Source organism: Streptococcus downei MFe28, assembly GCF_900459175.1.
Classification (GTDB): domain Bacteria; phylum Bacillota; class Bacilli; order Lactobacillales; family Streptococcaceae; genus Streptococcus; species Streptococcus downei.
Map to the genome: position 1 here is coordinate 282,111 of NZ_UHFA01000002.1, position 24,429 is coordinate 306,539.

Annotated in this window: 6 protein-coding genes; all 6 read right to left on the bottom strand. The window is 36.3% G+C overall.

The features are described 5' to 3' along the window. From DYE66_RS01350 to DYE66_RS01375, 6 genes are read right to left on the bottom strand one after another with little or no spacing between them, the layout of a single operon-like run. On the bottom strand, positions 1 to 1,305 hold the full coding sequence (locus DYE66_RS01350; RefSeq protein ID WP_002999571.1) for an MFS transporter: 1,305 nt from the start codon (positions 1,303 to 1,305) through the stop codon (positions 1 to 3). Beyond that, positions 1,298 to 2,059 (bottom strand): thioesterase II family protein, encoded by a 762-nt coding sequence (locus DYE66_RS01355; protein WP_019782250.1) that lies wholly within the window; start codon positions 2,057 to 2,059, stop codon positions 1,298 to 1,300. The genes DYE66_RS01350 and DYE66_RS01355 overlap by 8 nt, the downstream gene beginning before the upstream one ends. Positions 2,060 to 2,070: 11 nt before the next feature. Beyond that, positions 2,071 to 2,922 carry a hypothetical protein gene (locus DYE66_RS10935; protein ID WP_244914158.1) on the bottom strand — a complete coding sequence of 284 codons (852 nt, stop codon included), beginning with the start codon at positions 2,920 to 2,922 and terminating at the stop codon, positions 2,071 to 2,073. An 11-nt stretch (positions 2,923 to 2,933) separates the two neighbouring features. After that, positions 2,934 to 4,250 carry an aspartate aminotransferase family protein gene (locus DYE66_RS01365; RefSeq protein WP_002999559.1) on the bottom strand — a complete coding sequence of 439 codons (1,317 nt, stop codon included), beginning with the start codon at positions 4,248 to 4,250 and terminating at the stop codon, positions 2,934 to 2,936. Positions 4,251 to 4,268: 18 nt separating this feature from the next. Beyond that, positions 4,269 to 8,195 carry a beta-ketoacyl synthase N-terminal-like domain-containing protein gene (locus tag DYE66_RS01370; protein WP_002999519.1) on the bottom strand — a complete coding sequence of 1,309 codons (3,927 nt, stop codon included), beginning with the start codon at positions 8,193 to 8,195 and terminating at the stop codon, positions 4,269 to 4,271. A gap of 45 nt (positions 8,196 to 8,240) precedes the next feature. Next, complete coding sequence (locus DYE66_RS01375) at positions 8,241 to 24,410, bottom strand: non-ribosomal peptide synthetase/type I polyketide synthase (RefSeq protein WP_115324807.1); 16,170 nt, start codon at positions 24,408 to 24,410, stop codon at positions 8,241 to 8,243. Between the last annotated feature and the right edge of the window lie 19 nt (positions 24,411 to 24,429).

Genomic DNA, 24,429 nt, shown 5'->3' on the forward strand with positions numbered 1-24,429 from the left:
TTAGTCCTCCACATTATAGTTAAAGCAGTTCGCCTCCATCTGTTTCAAACTCTTGCCGCTCTTAAGAAGAGGGCTTAGAATGACCATGGAAATACCACAAATCACAAGCATCAGCGCAATTCCTCTTTCAGAGCCTGTCCCCAGAATTCTCCCGACTGAAGTCGCTAAAGCTCCATTTTTATATAATAAGGGATTAAAAACATAATCTGCCAAAGCTCCTGAGGTAGCATATGCAATAATATAACCAAGCTGAGAAATAAAGGAAATCAATCCCCAAGCTCTCCCTTGAGTATCTTTGCTGATATTACACCTCATTAATACATCTAGACATACATTTGAAACAGGGATTGTTAAAAAGAACAGAAAAGCAATAACAGCTATCCCCATGATATTCGTCGTGCAACCAATAATGGCTATTGTAATACCCATGAATAAAAATGATAACGAAAGAGCTTTAAGATAATTCTTTTTGATTCCCTTCACACCTAGCGCCAAGCTTGAAATGAGCATTCCAATGGCACTAAGAGATAGGATGACACCTAGTGTAGAAGAATCAGTTAATTCCAATAGCATGGGTTTTATCATCGTCTCTATAATACCTACATAAAATGTAATCACAATAGACAAGATTAACAGTAATTTTATTCCCTTAGTCTGAGTCAATTCTTTATAGCCTTCAACAATATCTTTTATAACCTGCACTTTAGAATCTTTAATTTTTTGACATTCATTCATCACCTTACCTGAATAAGCTACGGTAAATAAGGTTGTAAAGAAAGTACACATATCTATTATCAATATGAGATAAATACCAGAAATTTGGTAAATCAGACCAGCAAATATCGGTGACAGGAGAAACTTAGCTGATGAAGCTAACTGAACAAGTCCGCCGGCTTTGGAGAATTCTTCTGGCGTCAGTAAATCTGTTACGACTGCTTTATATGCTGGATCAAGTATGGCCGCAAAACACGAACTCAGAAATACCCAGATACAGATTGCAGGAATATTATTTATTCCCATACTAATCATTATAAACATGCCTCCTAAGCACACAGCCGAGAAGAAATCCCCTATTAACATTAATTTAGCCCTGCTAAACTTATCAGCAATTGTTCCCGAAATAGGAGTAAAGAAAACTAATGGGAAGAATGCACATAAAGTGACCAAAGAACAGGCTAAAGCACTTCCTGTTTTTTCAAAAACGTAAACATTCAAGCCAAAAGAAGTAAGTCCGCTTCCAATACTGGAAATTAATTGCCCTACCCATATCACTAAAAAATATCTAAATCTACTTTTATTAATCATTTCCTTCCTCCGAATTTAAATCTAAAAAGTTCATTACTTTGTCGGCTACTACCTCCTTATACTTCTCCAAATACATGTGCCCTGCATCGGCAGGCATCATGTAAAAACTTATTTTCGAATCAAGATAATCCTTCCACTTCAAAATAGTTCGACATGAAGTTAGACTGTCTTTATGACACATGATGAAAAAGGTAGGAATATCAAGTTTCTGTACTTTAATTTCTGACATTTCTTCAAGAATCTTATAGTCAGCCCTCAACATTGGCGCGAAGTAACTTGCTAATTCCTGATTGTCTGTCAATTCCTCTGGCATCGTTCCGATTTTTTTGATTTCTCTGAAGATAATGTCATCTTCCTTATCCGACAATCGTTTGTTTTTCATATGGTCCGGCGCCGCTGCCGCAGAAAGTATCAACTTCTTCGGAGTTAACTCCGGGTTTTTCTCTGCTATTTTCTGGGCCAAAAAATATGCAATTGTTCCACCCATGCTATGACCAAAAAGTATACTGTCTTTTTTTAAAATAGTGATGAGGGCTTCGTAGTATAAGTCAATCAATTGGAGAAAACTATCACAAAGTTCATAGTCAGACCCTGTATGCCCCGGTGGAAAAGCAACTCTAATATCAACAGGGATTTTCGCACAGATTTCATTAGCCAGAGACATGACAGAAGTTCCGCTTCCCCCTAAATAAGGAAACATAATAATTTGAGTTGAGCATTTGTTTTCTCCGATTTCGTAAAATATCTTACTCATGGATGTCTCCTCTAATTTCCAATAAAATCTGGGAAAAGACACAGGGAATAGGTATTTAAATCTTTATTCTTAACAATTCTATAATAGAGGTACATTCCTATAACAGTGATAAGGAAAAATCCTATTTCTAAAATCTGCACTCCCGCTATAAAATTATAAAATTGAAGTTTACTGCCTGATGCAACCAACCAAAAGCAGAAAACAAAGAACAGTACATTGCCGCGTGTCTGATTCATAACAAATGCAATAAAAACAGAAAACAGCATTAATTGAAGTACATAAAATGGATAAGTCGTAGCCGTCTCAAAGGAAGAAAGAGCATAACCTGGAAAAACAAATAGACCAAATATAAAGCCGGTCATCAATCCTCCCTTAATACTAGAATAGTATTGTTTTTGCATATAAGGCAATAAGAAGCCATACCATCCCAATGCTCCCCCCAACAAACCAGTTTCTTCATAGATATTTTTCAGTAATAACACAAGTCTATCGTTGGTAGACAGTTTTACCTTAGGAAGAGGAATATGAAGCAGTATAGAACCATAATGCATTGCTGCAAAAAAAGCTATTGAAACAATGAATAAATAAATAAACCATCTGCATTCTCTCAAGTTTGGAATTAATCTTTTAAAAAACTGCAACAAACTTTTTTTTCCTCCATACATATAGTAGACAAAGACACCTGCAATAGACGGAGAATTAAGCGCAATAACAACTAAGGGACTACTCATATTTAATTTTCCAAAAATCGGTGACAGCTGTTTATAACATAAGACATAAAGCAGGCTGATGCCCCAACTAAGTCCAAATGTTATCCCTAAGTAAATCCACAAATATTTTTTAAAATTTTTATCTTTAAACATGATGCTTTCCTTTACTGATACAATTCGTTAATTAACTCTTTTGCTTCACTAATCGCTTTCCCAGCCCTATCTTCAAACCATTGAATATCTTGGTCGTTAAGAGAAATATTGGGATAAATACGCGAAATACTAGAAACAAGAATGCCATGCTTTTGAAAAGCAGAGTTTAAAATAATATCCTTTATTTCTATATCGGGATAATAATCTGATGGATATTCTAGTTTTTTTGAACAACAATGGTAAGCTCCGCAAGTTACCGGTCCTTGACAAATTAATGGAAATTGTTCACTGGCTGCAATGTCAGTTAATATATTGTATAGTTTTGCAGACTTTGATTCCATCTCTTCATAGACACTGCCGTTATCTCTTTCAAGAATTTTTATCGTTGATAATATTGCTGCAGTACCCAATGGATAGCCATTAAAGGTTCCCGCATGAATAACTGTTTTATTTGTCAGCAGCTGCATAAATTCTTTTTTACCAGCGATTGCTGCCACAGGAACTCCGCCTCCTCCCATGGCCTTTCCAAGAGTTGTCAGGTCAGGGATGACCCCGAATTTAGCTTGTGCACCGCCTAATCCCATTCTAAATCCCGTTATGATTTCATCAAAAATCAAAACGATGCCATATTGATTGCATAATTCTCTTGCCTTGTGTAAATAGCCGTTTTTTGGCATAATGCTCCCCCCATTTACACAGACAGGCTCCATAATAACAGCCGCAATCTCATCGCCATGATTTACCAATAAATTTTCCAGAGCTGTTTCATCATTCCATTCTATCAAAAATGACTGTTCTTGAAGAATTCCTGTCGCTCTTCCTGCAGTTCCTTTTGTATCTCCAATATAATCCTTAGGAACCGGATGGGCTTTATCCTTGCTTTTGCCCCCCATAATATTATCGGCATTCCCGTGATAATGGTTGTTAAATCGGACAAATTTATTTCTGCCTGTGTAAGCTCGGGCAATTCGCAGTGCATTCTGCACAATTTCTGTACCGGATAAGCCAAAACGAATCATCTCTGCAGAGGGAACATATCTGTTAATTGCTTCAAGTGCTTCCGCATCAATATCACAATGACTGACAGAAAAGACCCTGTTCATGATATCGTTTAAATCTTGTAAATACTCTTTATTCCCATGCCCAAGAATCATGGCTCCAAATCTTGCGTATAAATCAAGATATTCGTTTCCATCCATATCCCAAACGCGGCTCCCTTTTGCGTTAACAAAATGCAGAGGACTTTCTTCCCATGGAAGATTAAAATTATAATGAACGCCACCAGGAAGTAACTTTTTGACTCTTTCATGATATGATTGCATTCTCATCCGACTAATTCCTTTCTGCTATAACCAAACTTTGCTTTTTTTAAATGGGTAAGCCGGAAGATTATTAACAATATTTCCTAACTTTCCCTTCCACAACTCATCCCAGATAATAGTTGCACCACATGTGTATATTTCTCTTAATAGACATGCCATTAAATACTCTTCGTTTACCTCTTGTGGTGACAGGTACAGTTTTTTTACTGCCTTTATACTCTCATTTGTAATTTTTAAGCTTGCAATACTGGCTTCTGAAAGATTAATTGCAAGTACATAATCAGCTTTAAAGATTTCTGGAGTGTCCGCAAAGAAACATTGTCCGTCAGTTACTTTGTTGAGCTGTTCATTCAGCAAAATTCTCAGCTTTTCATCTATTATGCTGTTATCACAGACAACCGCTACTCTGTTTCCGCTAATTCTGGTTTGCTCACCTTGGGAAATATCCCCACAAAGAACTTTGTTGTTGCTCATAATAAATGAGCAGCGATACTTATAGTGATTTCTGGAGTGACTTAACGTATAGCATAGATCAGTCATATTGACATCATCTTTTATAGCAGTCATTATATTATCTTTGACAATTGGCAAGTCTTCTTTCCTCTTAGCGGAACAAACAACGACATGATAGTTGTTCTTATTACTATCATTGCCCTGCATTTTGGGACCATCTTTAATGATTACATGGGCATTTGTACCCCCGATTCCAAAAGAATTGATACCAGCATATCGTGGCTCAGCTTCTGATCTAGGCCAATTTCTTGGAGCAGTGAGCAATTCAAAAGGAAAATCTGAATCCTCTAACAATGGATTTTTTTCCTCTACATTTAACACAGGCACTAATGTGTCATTTTTCATACACATTAATACCTTTATTAATCCGACTCCGCCAGCACAAGCAAGTGTGTGTCCAAAATTTGACTTTGCAGAACCAATAATGATTTTCTCTCTTTCTGAACGACCTGTCCCAAACATAGCTTTCAGAGATGTCAATTCAATAGGATCACCAATTTTAGTTCCGGCACCATGAGCTTCTATATAGGAAATCCTTTTACTATTTACTCCGGATTGCTCATAGGCTTTTTTCATAACATCATACTGTCCAGATGGATTAGGAGCCATAATACTTAAGGCAGCTCCGTCATTATTCATTGCACTGCCAGCAATGACACCATAGATATGTTTTCTGTTTTGAACAGCTTGGTTAACACCTTCCAAATATACTGCAACAACTCCCTCACCTAACAATGAACCGTCTGCATCTTTGGCAAAAACCTTTGTAGCATTCCCTGAAGATAAAATTCCTGCTTTTTGGGCTAATAAATGAGTATATGAAGATGGTAAAATGTTTGTGCCGATGACCAAAGCACCTTTACTTTCACCATTTTTAACGAGCCTTTCTGCTGTTGATAAGGCCACCATAAATGAGGAGCAGGCTGAGTCAATACTCATAGCGACACCATTGCTATTAAGATATTTTGCAATTCTAGTCGCAATGGTACTATTTAGATTATCTATCATTGCTGTTTCTGGCAAATTGTCTGCGCCTGTACTTTTAATATGATCTAAAACCATCGGAAGGTATAAGTTGCCGCTGGCTGCCGAAATGACAGCAATATCCTTATTCTCCTCTGCTAAAACCCCTTCTCCAGCATCATCTAAAGCGTTATAAGCCACTTCTAACGACAATCTCTGTTGCGGATCCATATAGCTTGCTGCTTCTTTAGAAAGATTGAAAAAATTATAATCAAAGCAATCAATATCCTCAATCTGACCGAAAATATCATTCCATACCCTGTTCTTACTAAGAGACTGTCTTTCAGAACCTGCCATTTTAACACATTCTCGTCCATTAATAAGCACATCCCATAATTCTTCCTGATTTTGCGCATCAGGCAATCGAAAAGCCAATCCTGTAATTGCTATTTCATCTTCAGAATAAGATATGTCATCCTCTGCAATTATTGGCTTTAAAGAAGAAATATAATCTGACATCTCTCGTATAGTTGAACATTTCAGAAATATATCTTGACTTAAGCTGATATTATCATATCCTAGTTCTTCAAGTTTTTCTTCTATCTTTTGAATTAGAAAATAGCCTCTGACAGAGTTTCCCCCTAGACTTTTATAGGATTTGTCCAAAGAAATTGTTTTCTCTTGAATTTCTAACACTTGTTTCCAGCATTCTGTTATTGCTTGAACCAATTTATCTTCATCAATCAGCTGAGGGATAGTCTTTTCTTGGTAGTCTGTCTTCTTTAGTGATTCTATAACCCCATCAAATTCTCCATTGAGGTAGGAAATTTTCATGCCATATCTATCTACTTTTCGACTGGCATTGCGTTTAATCTTTTCTATAGGGACAATATTTTTAACGTCAATACCATAATCACAGCGTAAAAAATTACGTATTTCGGCAGCGATTTTATGATACTCTTCAGCAGAATATTGCGGCATTTCTATAAATGCAACTAGAGATTCATTCGCTTGATCATCAACAGAAATAAACAACAGTTTAGGGGCTGCCTTCATTTTTCTTTCAATAACACTTTCCATGTCAGTAAGCATATAATTGACACCGTTGACAATAATAATATCTTTTGTTCTGCCAACAATATATAGTTTCCTATCCCTGATAAAGCCCAAATCACCTGTGATGTACCATCCATTACAAAAGACTCCTACATTATCATCAGGATTACAATAACCTTGAAAAACAATGTCACCTTTAATTCTAATACTTCCAATCATATTTTCTTCTAAAGGTAAATTATCCTCGCTGAAAATACCGATACTAACATTAGTTAGAGGATAGCCATGTTCAATTAAAGCCATCTGATTATTCTCATCCTTTCCAGAATAAAGAACGACCTTTCGTTTTTCTATAAGCTCCTTTCTGGATGCCAATAAAATATCGCCCTTTGAAAATCCTGTATGAGAACAGCAGACAGCCACGACTGTCTCAGACATACCATATCCAGGTTTAAACACCGACTCGTCAACACCATATGCCACAGCAAAGTCATTCATTAGTTGATAAGAAGGGTTTTCTGCTCCGATATAGATAACCCTTAATCCTGTTAAATCATAAGAACTATCTGGAAATTGTTCCGCATATTTCAATAACATCTGAAGTCCGAGATTATTAATACATAATCTAGTCACCCTATGCATTGATACTTTTTCCAAAAACAAGGAAGGATTGCGAGCAAACAATTCTGTACTCATATACCATGAATTACAACCTAAAACAGCAGAAGTAAAGGTAAAGGTGAAAGCACCAAAATTATGTGTGTGTGGCAGCCATGTCAGCAAGCGCTCATCCTTCTTAAAATTTTCATAGTCAATCAAATCACAACATTCAGAAATGAGATTTTCGTTTGATAGTATGGCGCCTTTCCTATTTCCAGTGCTTCCAGATGAGAATTGAATATAGGCAGCATCCTTGCTAGAGATACTGGCAATTTTGCCAGTATTGTCTGAATACAAATCATCCATTATATAGACTTTATTAGTATGCATGACTTTTTTATAGACAGCACATACGACATCGTCTGTAATCATTACGGGACAATTAAGCATTTGCCAAATATCTAGCATACCTTTAACAGTCTGGGACTTTTCATCATAGAAATCCGGTCTTGGCAATGTTGTAAGTACAAACCCTCCATAAAAACACGCCCACATGAGCAGATGATATACCTTGCTTGACGCTACATCTACCATGATATAATCTCCTTGCTTCACTCCAATTTTCTGGAGCGAAGCAAGAATTCCTAAAGCTAGTCTTTTTTGTTTGGCATAACTTACTTTTTCTTCTGTTCCGTTACTATTTATATAATATGTCCCATTATTGGGTGATAATTGTACCGCCATTTCTAACATTTCATATGCCTTCGTCATGCCTTTGCTGACATCTTTTTTGTCTCCTTCAACTATTGCGATAACCATTATTGGAAAACCTCCCTTTTCAAATATGACTGACTCTATGATGGCCTATGGCCTGCTTATTTCTAACTGTGTTTTTGACATGGCCTTCATCAATTTCTTCTCATCCAATCCATTTTGGGATTCAATATGGATAAATATTGATTCATCATCATAACCCGCAGTAATGCCAATTTCTGCAATAGAAGCATGTCCATCCTGAAGCGGATTTGCTTTCTTGTAAGCGTCTCTGTCCCTGCTTGATACATAACCTTGATAATTCCAAATAAGAAATTGACCAATACCATGATAAATAAATTCCTGTTTGTTGATAGCTTTTATTAATTGCGAAACACTATTTTTACCTTGATGGTTTTTTAATAACTTCTCAAAATTATCGTTATCAATTCTCTGATTTATAATCAACGGAATCAAGTCTAAAAATTCACCTACACAGCTATGATAGTCATGACTATTTATATGACGTCCATATTCAACCAGCATCAGAGGAATCTCATCCTTTGCCAAATAACGACTCAGAAGTGAAATGACATTCTGCAAAGTAAACATGACAAGATTATCAGACTTATTATCAATCGGCAGTGTCAGTTCTATAGATTTAACATCGCCAGAATTCTGATTAAATATCGCCATACATTCTTTATTTTGTTTCAGCCAAGAAATAAGAAGAGACGTCTCCTGAGAAGAAGAGGCTACACGGCGAATGTCTTGTTCATAGTCGCTGTATTTTTGAACTTTTGGAAGTTTGTCAACCTGTCCATTGATTAAAAGCAACAATTCATCTTTTATAATATTACTGCTCATTCCATCGAAAATGATGTGGTCAATACCCCACAAGACCATGTAATTCTCATTATCTTCTTTAATAAGGCATAATTTCCACGGCATATCATCACCGGAAAAATCTTCTGCTAAAAGCCGTTCATATATGATATTTTCAAAACGTTCGGTACTTAATTGATCATAAGCACTCATATCTTTATAAGGAATATATTGAGCCAGCTCTTCTTTGCTAATATTTACGTTTTTTTCACTCAAACGCTCTTCTTGCACATTAATGCTGGAATGTAACAGTTGATGTCGCAGAATTTCTTCGGCTAGAGCAGTCCTAATAACTGTCTCCCCCTTATTTGTACGGATGTTGAAGCTCATACCACTTGCTCTGTTGACTATATTTTTTTGAAGTTTTTGAATCGGAGTCATAGGAAATTCGTTCCTGTTTTCCATCTTTCCCATCATTTCGCCAATAATCGTTAAACTATAATAAATATATTCGCTTAGTCCATAAAGTTCTGCTGCAGTTACTTGTTTTAATGGCTGTTCTTTGGAAGGCTCTTTATCATCAATATGATGTTCAAAGTGATGCAAATTATAGAGTTCTTTTGCAGTAGGATGATTGATGATCTCACTTACTGAAATATCAAAACCAGCTGTTTTTAGTTTTTGTTCAAGAACAATAGCTTTAATCGAAGTTCCTCCTGATAAAAAGAAATTATCTTTTTCTTGGATATCATCAGAATTGAGAACCTCCTTAAATAAGCTCAAAATATATGCGATACTTAAATCTTTGGTCTTGCTTTCAGACTCAACAGCTGGTAAAGTCTTAGAATTTGTTAACAAACTTAATTTCTTTTTGTCAATTTTTCTATTAACATTTAGAGGCATTTCATCTATTTTGATAATTTCTGATGGAATGAGATAATCTGGAGCCAGATTTTTTAGATAGCTAGCAATATAATCTGGAGTAAGGTAACTATAATTGTCATCAGAGATGGTATAGAAAGCAGTTAAGGATTTAGCTTCTCTGTCGTCAATCTTAACAATCACAGCACTTTCCTTAATTCCTTCAATACTCTTGAAATAACGTTCAATTTCTCCAAGCTCAATTCTGAACCCGTTGATTTTAACTTGTGAGTCTATTCGTCCTAAGTAGATAATTTCCCCATCTTCTCTCATGATGACACGATCTCCTGAATGGTAAATTCGTTCACCTTCAACAGAAGTATCAAAGGAAAGCGTTTGGAAATGCTGTTTTGTCCGCTCGGGGTCATTTATATAGCCATTTGAAACTCCAGAACCTCCAATACATAACTCTCCCGGAATTCCAGACGGCAGCAGACGATTAGAGGTATCTAAAACATACAGCTGAGTATCGGTTATAGCATGTCCAATAGGAATACTAGCGGCATTATCCGCAATGTCGTTGACGGGATAATAAGTTGCAAATACTGTAGTCTCAGTGGGACCATAGACATTAATCAAATGGTTCGATCCAACAACTTCTAGAGCTTTTTTCATATGCCTTACAGAAAGTGCTTCTCCACCAATTAATATAAAGTCAATACCTTTTAATAAATCAACATTGAAATCAACTATTAAATTAAAGAAAGCTGTTGTAAAGAAGGCAGCATGAATCTTTTGACTATCAATCAATGCCTTAAAAGCATCTAAATCTAAAAGCCCCTCTTTAGAAACACATAGACAGTAGCCGCCATTTAATATAGCAGTAAAAATTTCAAATATTGAAGCGTCAAAAGAAAAATTAGCCAGTTTTAAAATACAGTCGCCTGCAGAAATTGACATGAAATTCATATCATAAGCAATTCGAAGAATACTCTTACCACTGACCGATACTCCTTTAGGCTTACCAGTTGTACCAGATGTATAAATGACATAGGCTTCATCATTTATACAAATCTTTTCATCAGCATCAACGCAGGAAGATGCTTTCTCCTTGATATAGTCAATATTCCAAATCTTATCTATCTCTTCACGGTAGTGCCCCTCATACTCTTTATTAGTAATAATTCCAACTGATTGGCTATCTTTAAGGATGTAGCGAATTCTTTCTTGCGGGAAGGATGAATCAATAGGAACATAGCTTGCACCAGCTTTTAAAACAGCCAAAATAGCTACTATCTGTTCTATCCCTGAGTCAAGGACGAGCGAAACTCTGCTACCTCTGTTTACGCCTGAATTTACCAAGTGAGTGTATAGAATATCGGCTTTTTCTAGCAACTGAGCGTAGGTCAGCTGTTTGCGACCTTCCTTAATAGCTATTTTGTCGGAATTTTGCAGGGCAGACTCTTCAAAATATTTCCATAGTGGCTTTTCACTATCACTTTTTCTGTCATTACTTACTTTTGCATAAATCGCCCTTTCTTGATTGTTCAACGGTATAGACAGTTGTTCCAGCTTAAGCTCAGCATTATTAATGATAATATCCAGTAATGTTATAAATCTATTCCCTAATTGAGTAATTGTTTCTGGGGAAAACATCTCAGTTGCGTATTCAATTTGAAAGGCATAGTTATCTTCACTTTTTTCAATGACAAACATTAAATCAAACTTAGCTGTAATATCATCACTTTCATAAGGTGTTAATGTTAAATCATCAATTTCTAGTTCCTGTGTTCCTTTAGTTACATAATTTATTAAAACATTGATAAGAGGAGCCGTTATTCCTAATTCATTACGAAGCTCATCAACAATTTCTTCATACTGACAATCTTGGTTTTCAAGCGCAGAAAAGATAAGTTTTTTAGTATACTGAAGTTGTTTTTCTATACTCCCCTTATCGTCTATATTCACGCATACAGGCAACGTGTTAACAAACATCCCCATCATGTTGAACAGCTCTGGCTTTTCCCTTCCTTCAATTCCTGTTCCAATAATGAAATTATCTTTACCAGTATATTTCCACAATAACAGTTCCAAAGCCGTAAATAAAACCATATACGGAGTCACTTGATGTTTGTTAGCAAACTGATTCAGCTTGCTTCCTGCACCGATATTAAATCTTATTTTTTTACCTGCATAAGTTCTTTCTGAAGGTAGAAGGTAATCGTGCTGCAAACCAGTCTGAATAGCTTCTTCACTAATTTGATTCATCCAATAAGTGAGTTGTTTTTTGACTGCTCCTGATTGAATTTTGTCATTTTGCCATTTCGCAAAATCTTTATAGTGAAATATCAGTGGATCAACTGCCTCACCTGTGTAAAATTTATAGAAATCTTTCATCAAAATATCTAAAGAACTCTGATCAGAAATAATATGATGCATGTCAATAAGTAAATAATGTTTCGTTTTAGATAAACTAATCACCTTCATTTTTACTAAAGGAGCCTTTGATAAATCAAAAGGTTTTACAAACTCGTCAAGACAGCTTTGGATGGTTATATTTTCTTGCTTTTCAAAAACAATCGGAGCATCAATAGTATCTGCAATCTGCTGAACTATATCCCCATTTTTGATATAAAAGGACGTTCTAAATGAATCGTGTCTATCAGCCAATTGCTGAACAGCATTTCTTATTTTAAGCTTGTCTATAGTCCCGTCAACTATGTAAGCTGCAGCAAGATTATAAGCTGTACTGTCTTTTTGAATAGATTGAAGAGCATATTGTCTCTTTTGGGCTGATGATGTTACCTCATATTCCTGATTTATTGAGTTCGCAATCATCTTTTCACCTTGTACAGGAGAAAATGTCCTATTTTTTTCAATCAAGTCTACAATACCGCCAAATGTTTTGGCATCAAAGATTTCATTTTGTGATAAATGAACTCCAAGTTTTTTCTCGATCAATGAAGCAAGGCGAATTACTCCAAGAGAGTCTCCTCCGGCATCAAAGAAATCTCTATCATCAAAAAACTCATTTTCACCTAAAATTTCTTTCCAAATATCTTGGAATACTGCTGAAACATTATTGTTATCTACAACAGCAGGTTCTTTGGGGGTTTGAGCTGAATTGGCAGATACTGCAGCTTCTGATAAATAAGATAAGCTTGACAAACTAACATCAGAATCCAACAAATTCTTTTTAAAGACATAACCATGAACGTGACATTTTTTCCCCGGATTCATCTTTTCAAGATTGAATGGATAGCCATGCACCCATAATTTACCACATAATTTCATTAAAAACTCTTGAGATTCAATTGGCCTATCAAATACTTTTAATGGCTCTTTTATCATACTTTCTTCCTGAGAAGCATTGCTTTTTACGACAAAATAATCATCATCTGCTCGATTGTAATTTAAAACTAGTCGGGACAGCACTTCCTTAATCGCCTTTGATGTGATTTCTAGTTCCTCAGGGGTAAAATCTCCCTCATTTATTGCTCTATCAGCATAAATGACTCTTTCGGTAATCCTTGTGATACTGTCATCTTCTGCCTCAATGAAGGCAGACATTAACTTCCTCATGTCTCTGACAATTTCATGTCTTGCCCTTGAAATCATTAAATTTCTAGCAAAGTCACAAATAATGTCATCCCTTGTATCTGTAAAACAGATTCCTGTTAATTTTTTGACACTGTCATCAACATAAAAAATTTCTTCATTTTGAGCAATATCATATCTGGAAGAGTCTGCTGAAACTACAAAAGCTTGTCTAAAGGGATATTCTCTTCTTCCGACTGCCAGGGTATGTGCAACATCTGCGACATTATCACTAATGTTATTGCAAACGGCCTTACTTGTATTTAGTAAGGAATCTTCCGATTTTGCACTGATTAAAAAGAGACCAAAATCATCATTAATATCCATTCTATCCGTCATTTGTTTTTTCCTTAAAATCACATGCGCATTCGTTCCCCCAATACCGAATGAACTTACCGCAGCATGGTTAAAACGGTCGGACAGTGCCATTGATTTATCACTGACATAAAATGGCGAACTGTCCAAATGCAGCATTGGATTTATTTTATTAATATTAATTTGAGGCGGAATGACTTGGTGATACAAGACATTTACGGTCTTAATAAAACTCGCCACACCTGCTGCTGTATCAAGATGCCCAACATTGCTCTTTACAGACCCTAAAGCACAATAGCTGTCCTGTTCTGAATGCCAGGCCTGTCTTAATGCTTCCACCTCTATCGGATCGCCTAGTTTCGTCCCGGTTCCGTGTGCCTCAACATATCCTATTGATTTTGGAGTTGCCGAAGACTTAGCAAGAGCTTTTGTAATAACTCTTTTCTGTCCTGCTACACTTGGTGCCGTATAACCAACTTTGCTGACGCCATCATTGTTCAAAGCAAAACCGTCAATAACAGCGTAGATAGCATCGCCATCTGCCATAGCACGAGATAAGTGTTTCAACACAACTATCCCGCAACCATCGCCGGACACTGTCCCACTCGCATCATCCGAAAATGCTCTACAGTGTCCGTCCTTAGAATAAATCATATTTTCATGCCATAAATAGCCTTCTTTTTGAGGAAATGATATAGATACACCCCCTGCTAGCGCCATTTCAGCGTCGCCATCCAAAATACATTGAGCTGCTTGACATATCGCTACGAGAGATGTCGAACAGGCTGTTTGGACATTTATGCTTGGCCCTGTTAGATTAAGCCTGTATGAAATCTGTGTTGTCAAAAAATCTTTGTCGTTTACTGTCATCGTATTAAATTGGTTGACAATATCCTCTTGAGCTGCAAATTTAGACAGCCACATAAAATTCGAACTGCTGCCCGCAAACAGAGCTATATCACCATCATACTTATCAACAACGCAATTGGCATCTTCCAAAGCATTATAACAGCACTGCATCAACAATCGAATCTGAGGATCCATCAATTCTGCATCTCTTTTAGTCATTCCGAAGAACTCATAATCAAAAGAGTCTAGACTATCTAAATAGCCTTTTGCTTTTACGTAATTTGGATTATCAATATCAATTTTCGAAATACCTGATGCAAATAATTCTTCTTCTGTCACATTTTTAATGCTCTCTTGTCCCTGAAGAATATTATTCCAAAATTCTCTGACACTTCCTGCTCCCGGGAATGTCCCAGCAAGACCGACAACAGCTACTTGATTACTTTGAAGGGTTTGTTCTTGCTGCGTAATAGACATATCCTGTTTGGAGTGTTCTTCAGCTGCCACTGACTCAGTATTAGCAGCACTCACTCCTAGCTCATCATCAAGATTCAAATATTTAGAAATGCCATTAACCGTCGGATACTCAAACAGTAAAGTCAATTCAATCGTTTTGCCAAGTAAATCTGACATTCTATTAGCAACAAGCATTAAACTGTATGAATTGCCTCCTGCTTCAAAGAAATTATCATCCTTTGTTATCGTATTGTCATGCAAGATATCATACCAAATAGCTAAAATATCAGAAGAAGTTACATTTCGACTAATCCCATTAGCCTGGTCCGCTTGCGCATGCTTCTCGTCATCTTCATTGCTCAATTTAAGCTGCAAGGCCGCTCGATCTGTTTTGCCGTTAATATTTAGCGGCATTTCATCTAGATAAATAATTTTATCAGCAATCATATACACTGGAAGTGTTTTGGCAATAAAGCTTTTTATTTCTTTCTCACTGTCTTTTGTTCCAGTGTAAAACAGTATAAGCTGATCATTAACATCATTTTTATCAACTAGAGCTACTGCATGGCTGACCAATGGACATTGCAATACTGCTTTTTCGACTTCTGTTAACTCAATTCTGCACCCATGCACTTTAACTTGATAATCAAGTCTTCCTGATAATTCAATCTCACCATCATAAAGCATTCTACCTCTATCACCAGTTTTGTAAATTCTTAAGTTCTGTAATTCTTTATGATGTGTAAAATGTTTCAAAGTTTCTTCTTCATTATCAATATAGCCATCCGCAACACCATCGCCAGCAATACATAACTCTCCCCAAGCACCTCTTGGCAGAGTAACGCCGTTTTTATCAGCAATGTACAAGCTGGTATTTGCGATTGCTTTACCGATTGAGACCGTATCTGCATTGGTTAATTCTTTGACCGTTGACCAAATAGTTGTTTCTGTCGGCCCGTATAAGTTAAATATCCGCGCATCTGTGTAACTTTTTAGGAAATTAAGAAAGGATACTGGAAATGTTTCACCGCCGGCCAGAATATATTTTAAATGAGCTAATGCGGATGCGAACTCTTTATTTTCTGCAAAAGCACGTAACCTTGAAACAGAGCCTAATATATGATTAAGCTGATATTTAACTATTTTTTCTCCGGCCTTTTTAGCATCTAACTGTTCTAGTGAACTGCAAATATAAAGAGAGCTTCCCGAGCACAGCGTTGCTATGGCCTCATATCCGAATATATCAAAGGCAGGAGAGGTCAAACTGAATACTCTATCCTCACTTTTACCAATCAACCCTTTTTCAATCGTATCATGAATAAAATTGAGCAGACTTTTTCTTGTCACCTTTACTCCTTTAGGTTTACCAGTTGAACCCGAAGTAAAAAGGATATAAGCTAACTCTTCAGGGTCAGAGCCAAGTTCTGCTACAGACGGAAGTGTAATATTATTTTTGCTTTCTACTGCCTCCTCTTTGTCAAGAGCAATAAATTGATATCTCTCAGCAAAGGAAGATTTTCTGTGAGCTTCCCCTAAAACAATGCTTGCTTTACTTTGAGAACAGATTTCCAAAATTCTATCTTTGGGATAAGACACATCAATTGGAACATAGGTTGCCCCAATCCTCATGACTGCCCAGAGCGCAATTATCATATTTTCGTTACGTTCGGGAACAATGCAAATACGGCTTCCTTTTGTAGCTCCAGCTTTTAGCAATTTCAAAGAAAGATTTTCTATTTTTTCATAGACTTCTTTGTATGAAAATTCTATACCATCACTGTTAATAATTGCTGTTTCAGTATTTTTGAGAGAAACTTGTTTTTCAAGTAGTGAAATAATACTTTGATTGTAATTCCAGGATTTTTGAGATAATGTATTGAATGTTTCAATAGCTGTTAATTCTGCCTCTGATGTCAGATGTAAATCTTTTATACAACACTCCCTAGTATCGTCAATATCAACGAATGATATTTGTTCCAGAATTGCAATTAAGCTATCTGCATAAGCACCGACTGTTTCTGCTGAAAATAAAGCCGTACTATAATCAATAAAGGCAGAAATGGAGTGGCTGCTGTCTTCGGAACAAGTCAGTACCAAATCATAATCAATCTTGCCAGTATCCAGTTCTTCTTGTTTAAAAGTTAAACCTTCTAGCGATAGATCAAACTGTTCTATATTATGATAGTCAAAGCACACATCAAAAAGGGGACTTCTATTTGATTGTCGTGAAATACTTAAGCTATCTACCAAAGTATCAAATTGGAAATCTTGATTTTCCAAAGCTTTAGTGATGTAATATTTGACTTCTTGAATATAGTCGTATAGTGTTTTATCCTTTTGAGGGAATGTTCTTATCGCTAGCATATTGACAAACATTCCAATGCACTCTTTTATGGCTTCATTGGTCCTTCCAGAGACAGATGTTCCGATAATCAGATCAGATGCTCCGGAATATTTAGCCATTACTAAATTCCAGGCACTCATCATCAAAATATTATTCGTCACTCCCAGCTCTTTTGCCCTTATTGTAATGGCATCTGATAACGATTTGCTGATATCAAAGCTGAATCTTTTTCCTTCACCAGATTTTACATCTGGTCGTTCATAGTCACTCTCTAATTCTAATATAGGTAATTCTCCACTCAGATTATCCAGCCAGTAGGTCTTCTGTTGTTTGATGATATCAGATTTTGAATATGCTTCTAACCAGACGGCATAATCTTTATATTGTATGTCAAGAGGTTTGAGTTCAAGATTTCCCGCGTAAAATTCATTAAAATCTCTGGTCAGCAGCTCGACAGCTGTTCCGTCTGCAATGATATGATGTACATCAAATAGCAGCAACGTTTCTTCCTCATGCTGGATAATTTTTACTCTCATCAATGGAGCTTTATCAAGAGAAAACGGTCTAATAAATTCAGATGCTATTTTAGATAAATCAAATGAATTCGTTGCTAACTCTACTTCAACTGGCAGCTGACAAGCATCATTTATTTTCTGAACCACTTCATTGTCTACAACTTCAAATGATGTTCTTAAAATGTCATGACGCTTAATAAGCTTTTGACAGGCTTCCTTAACCTTGTCAATATTCAACTTACCTGTAATCATAGTAGCTGAAGGAAGATTATAAGCCAAATTCTTATTATCCATCATATACAGTGTATAAATACGCTGTTGCGCAGGTGTTGTTAGATAATATTCTCTTGATTCAACTGGATTTATTTTCTGTATCTGATCATCTGTCTCAGGTAGTTGACCCTTAGCTAATAACAGTTCGGTTAATGCTTCAGGTGTTGTGTTAGAAAAAATTTCTGCTACAGTAACCTGCTGTCCAGTTCCTTTTCCTAATATAGCGGCAAGACTAGCTGCCTGCATAGAGTCGCCTCCTACTTTAAAAAAGTCACTCTGAAGATTAATATCATTTATTTCAAAAACTTCTTTAAACGCTGCTATCACCGCATCAGATAGCTCTTCTCTGCCTTTTAGAAGCGATACTTTTTCGGTATAATTGATATTATCTGCTTTATCATGGAGAGCTGTCTGCTTAACGGTATGATGATTATCATCGACAGGAAATTCTTTCTCATCAAAGCAATATGGAGGTATGTAAACTCTTTTGTTATTATTTTTATCAAAAAGATGGAGAAGATCTACAGGTACTCCTGCACACCATGCTTTCCCTAAGGCGCCAAGAAATACTTCAACATCATTTTTCGTCTCTTTTGGATGTCTAAGACAGGCTATACACAAATGACTGACTTGCTTTTGATAATGCTTGTTTACAAACGAACATAATGTTCTGCCGGCTAATTCAAAGAATATGATATTCTTTTCCTGTAGCGCATTGGACAGAGCCGCTTCAAATTCTACTGGTTTAATAATCTGCATAGCCCAATAATCAGGATCAGTCAGCTGCCCTTTTTGGGCATATTCACCATTAAGGTCAGCAATAATAGGATAGCGCGGTTCAAACATCTCAATATCTTGAAGAAGCGTTTTAAATGCTTTTGAAGCTTCTTCCATCATAGGAGTGTGAAAGGCATGGGAGGTTTTTAAAATAGAACTGTCAATCCCATCTTTTTCTAATAGTTTTTGCAGCTGACTAATACGATCTTTCTTCCCTCCAATAACACAACTATTTGTCGTATTATTTAATGAAAACCAAACGTCATTGACTTGAGAAACATATCCGTCAGCCTTCTCTCTGGGAATAGCTACAGACAGCATCGCCCCTTCTTGTTGAGCCTGCATGAATGCTCCTCTTTGCTTGACGACTTTCACCGCATCTTCTAAACGCCATACTCCAGCGAATGCTGCAGCAGTTACTTCTCCAATACTGTGGCCAAGCAAGATATCTGGCTGTATGCCAAACGCTGTCAATGTTGAAGCCATAGCATACTCTGTGACAAAAAGAGCTAATTGACTGTATTGGGTTTGATTGATTTGTTCTGAGCCGTCATTTCCATACAAGAGTTGTTCCAGAGTCTTTTTTTCTTCTTCTGTCAAAAGGTCTAAAATCTTATTGACATATTTTCTGTATATCTCACAAACTTTGCTGTCATGATTTTTGAATAGGTCCCTCCCCATTCCTTGATACTGGCTTCCTTGACCTGTGAATAAAAAGCAAATCTTATTATTTTCTCTAAAACAAAATTCTTTTTGTGAGAACTTTTCTGCTATGCCATCATTGTCAATAATGAAAAATCCTCTGTTATCTAAAAAATCTTTTCGTCCATTGAGCAAGGACCAAGCCATATTATTCCTGTCCATAACATGAGACTGTTTCGCATACTGAGCCACGCTATCCATATTATAATCTAAGGATTTTCTGCTAGCAGCTGATAGGGCAAACAACGCTCTATCATTGCCTTCTTCGTTAGGGTGTTTTTTAAGTGAAAAATCTTCTTCTAAAATTATATGCACATTGGTCCCTCCGACACCAAAGGAATTAATTGCTGCTCTTCTGGGTAAATCGTCCTTATTTATCGTCCAGGGCTTTCCATGCTTGTTTACCCTAAAATTCGTATGTTCAAAATCAATATTTTGATTAGGAGTTTCATAGTTTAGCGTGCCTGGTATATACTTATTATCCAGACATAAAGCAGTTTTTATCAGACCGACTACTCCTGCAGCGGTGTCAGTATGACCTATATTGCCTTTTACAGAGCCAATAATACATGGTTTATCTGTTTTGCTGTTTCCAAAAACGCTGCTTAATGAATCAATTTCTATAGGATCTCCAAGCTTAGTCCCTGTTCCATGAGCTTCAATATAACCAATAGAACTCGGACTTATCTTTGCATCCTCATAAGCAGCTTTCATTGCTAAGGCTTGACCAGTTGCGCTTGGGGCAGTATAACTGAGTTTTTCTTTACCATCATTTCTTATGGCGCTTCCTTTGATTAGCGCATAAATATGATCATTATCTTTCCTTGCTTCCGTCAGCCTTTTCAATACGACAACTCCCATGCCATTGGAAAAGATTGTCCCATCTGCTTTATCGTCAAAAGGTTTGCATTTGCCATCCTTTGAGAACATTAAGTTCGGCTCATATAAATATCCCCCTTCATTAGGTAATTCGACTGTAACTCCACCAGCAATGGCAACATCACATTCCTTACTTTGAAGGGCTTTTGCGGCTGTGTGTACCGTTACTAATGACGTAGAGCAGCCGGTAAGAATTGACATGGCCGGACCCTTTAAATCAAACATATGTGAAATTCTAGTGGCCATAAAATGATTGGTTGACTGAGTATAAATCTGATAGGTATCACTATATCTTTCATTTCCAAATAGTTTATCCTGATACCAGACAAAATCGTCAGAAGCGCCTACATACACGCCTGTTCGGCTATTATATCTGCCATCGGACATCCCGGCATCTTCCATTGCTTGAAAGACGCCCTTGTATAGAACTCTAAGCTGAGGAGACATCATGTTAACTTCACCCGGGGATAGGTGGAAGAAGGTATTATCAAAATAATCAATACCATTAATTCTGCCTTTTCTTTTCACATAATTTGGATTATTGATAAGTTTGTCATCTATCCCTAAAGCTTCAAGTTCTTCGATCGTATAGTCATAAATGCAATCTGTTTCAGCGACAAGATTATCCCAAAATTCATGTAAGCTGTCAGCCCCAGGGACATTAATAGCCATTCCAACAATAGCTATATCATCAAGAATAGCGCCTGAGTCAACCATCATTTTTTCACTACTATCTTCATTATTTTTACTTCCGTCAGTGCTAAGCACTTTTGCCATTCCTTCAATAGTAGGGTTATTTAAAAGAACTGTAATGGGGAAAGTCCGTTTTAACCTTTGACATAATAACTGATGAACTTTAATCAAAGCGATAGAATGCCCACCTACATTAAAGAAATTATCATCAACGCTAATGAAAGCATTTCCTAATATTTCTTTCCAAACAGCTAAAATTTCTTTTTCTAAAATATTTTGAGGGGTGCTTACTCTCTTGCTAGTTTCATGAGCTGTTTTAAGCATCTTTTGCAAGGAATTTCGATCTACTTTTTCACTTAAAGTCCGAGGAATCTTATCAAGAAAAACATATTTTGAAGGGATTAATGCAAGACTGAGATTTTCTTCAGCGAATTCAGCAAGTTTATCCTCATCTATCTCGCCATGCGCAGAGCAATAGAAGAGGACAACCTTAACATTACTTTCAACAGTATCATCAAGCATAGCAACAACGTTTGATATACCTGCATATCTTGAAAAAACTGCTTCAATTTCTCCCAATTCAATACGAATTCCGTTAATTTTAACCTGTGTATCCTTTCTTCCCAGAAACTCATAATTTCCATCTGGAAGCATTCTGACTAGATCACCTGTTTTATATAGCTTCTTATAATACTCCTCTTCTCCTTTTTGGTAAAAAGGATTTTCTACAAAAACCTTTTGCATAAGCTCAGACTTATTTAAATAACCCCTGGCAAGTCCTGGACCACTAATACATAACTCTCCAGGTACCATAACAGGAAGTTTCTTCATATTCTTATTGACAACGTATAGTCTATATTCATTTAACGCTTTTCCTATCGGTACATTTAGAGAATCATCAACATGATCCAATTTATAATTTGAAGCCCACATAGTAGCTTCCGTCGGACCATAAACATTTTCTAATGTTGCATGCAGGTTAAGATCTAAAAAACGTCTTACTAAATTATGATTAATAGCCTCTCCGCCAGTAAAAATCCATTTTAAGGATTGAACTTTTTCGATGTTCGTTTCATCTTCAAGACAATCTAAAAATATCTGCAACATAGACGGAACAAAATTAATATGGCTAATCTTATTGCTTTCAATTGCATCTAAAATAGCAAATATATCCATTTCCAGGCCTGCATTCAAAATATACAGCGCACCTTTACCAACAATCCAACCATATAATTCAGTACCAAAAATATCAAAAGTAACAGATGTTTTTAACATGTAAACATCCTTCTCTTGCAGAGGAAACCGTCTTTCTAGATCCTTAACTGTATTGACAATGCTAGCATTCTCTATCATTACACCTTTAGGTTCTCCAGTTGAACCGGATGTATACTCAATATAGGCAAGATCTTTTGGATTTCTTTTGATTATTGGATTTGCTATTTCAGATGAATCTTTTATCACTTCTTGGACAGAAATAAGTGGTTTTTTTGTAATTTCTGATAATTTTTCTATATGCGAATCTGTGGTAAAAAACAAATCAACAGCAGCATCTTGTTCTATATATCGGATTTTATCTTGTGTATAGCTAAAATCCATCGGCAAAAACGTCCAACCGGCCTTAAGAATACCTATAATGGTTACTACCATTTCTATAGATCTTTCCATGTACAAGGCCGCAACTTTAGAAACAGAACCGTCCTGTGTTTCAAGAATGGTTTGTGCAACATGATTCGCCATAGTATTTATTTCTTTATAGCTGTATGTTCTATCATCAGTTATAACAGCAGTCTTTTCCAAGTGACCGGTTACTTTTTCTTCAAATAAATCAGCGATGCATTCATTTTTGAAATCAAAAAAGTGGGTCTCATTCTCATATTTTTCAAGCAAGGCATATTCATCAGGCATGAAAATATCAATATCTTCAATTTTTATATCGGGATTAGCACAAACAGCGCCCAATACACGGAGAATCCGGTTGCCCAACAAAGAAATAAAGTCTTCTGAATATAAATTCTTTTTATATTGAAGTTTATAGGAAACATTATTTCCAATTTTTTGTAAAATGACAGATAGTTTGCCTGAAAAACAACAAAAGTCCCATGTTTTAATATTTGAAATGTATTCAGAGTCAAAGCCATCATAGTCATCATAAATATACGAATAATCAAATACCGTATCATCGGATAGGGCATTGTCCCACTCTCTGGCAATAAGGTTATTAGGATACCCGATATTAAGATAGCCTTCCCAAATCTCATCTCTAATCTTTCCAATAACACTGCTAAAAGATGTGCTGCTTTTAAATTGATACACTAGCGGATAATAATAAATGTAGCATCCAACAGCCTGCTCGTCTTCTTCCGTCTCTCTAAATGTAAACGGTGAGGACACCGCAAACTTTTCTTTATCTGTTACAAGACTGATTGTGGCCATAAAGACCGCCAAGTGAAACATATATTCGGACACTTCTAACGTTCGTGCGCAATCCTGAGAGCGAGCATACAGATCCTTGCCTAACAAAATATTGATTTCACCGCAATTATTTTTCTCTTCTATTACTTGATTGCTCTCTGAAAGATTTCTTATTATTTCCGGCGAAGAAATCCCCTTTGTAAGATTTGTCCAATACTCTTTTTCCAGACTATAGTCCCCATTTTCCAATTTACGATTTTCCCGTTCAATAAAATTGGAAAAGGTTTTATTGCTTTTAAAATTCACTTCCGGTGATTCATTTTTTACTAAAGCATCATACAAAGAAAACAACCTTTTTACAAATAAATCAAGAGAGATACCATCAGAAATCATATGGTGCATAGACAGAACCAAAATATCCCGGCTCTCTTCTGCTTTGATATAGTTAACAGATAACAACGGTGCTTTAAAAAGATCGAAAGGAGTAGAATAAATTTCAGAAACAATTGCTTCGGTCTCTGCTTCAGTCTTGCTGTATACGGTTCTCACTGGAACATAGACATCATCGTTTACTATCATGGATAGCTCATCATCTGAATTGACTGACATACTAAGAGCTTCTTGTTCAGCTGCAGCAAAATTAACTGCATATTCAAATTTTTCTATATCAAGACAATTAGCCATCTCTAAAGAAACAGAAATATTATAGTCTAAATGATGACCTGTACAACATTCATAATAAATGCCTTTTTGCATTTCACTCATTTTTACGGAATAACTCATGACACACATCCTCTTAACA

Excerpts from the sequence above, each read along its gene's own strand:
- DYE66_RS10935 (WP_244914158.1), bottom strand. The coding sequence starts at position 2,922 with ATGTTTAAAGATAAAAATTTTAAAAAATATTTGTGGATTTACTTAGGG.
- DYE66_RS01375 (WP_115324807.1), bottom strand. The coding sequence starts at position 24,410 with ATGAGTTATTCCGTAAAAATGAGTGAAATGCAAAAAGGCATTTATTAT.
- DYE66_RS01355 (WP_019782250.1), bottom strand. The coding sequence starts at position 2,059 with ATGAGTAAGATATTTTACGAAATCGGAGAAAACAAATGCTCAACTCAA.
- DYE66_RS01365 (WP_002999559.1), bottom strand. The coding sequence starts at position 4,250 with ATGAGAATGCAATCATATCATGAAAGAGTCAAAAAGTTACTTCCTGGT.
- DYE66_RS01370 (WP_002999519.1), bottom strand. The coding sequence starts at position 8,195 with ATGGTTATCGCAATAGTTGAAGGAGACAAAAAAGATGTCAGCAAAGGC.
- DYE66_RS01350 (WP_002999571.1), bottom strand. The coding sequence starts at position 1,305 with ATGATTAATAAAAGTAGATTTAGATATTTTTTAGTGATATGGGTAGGG.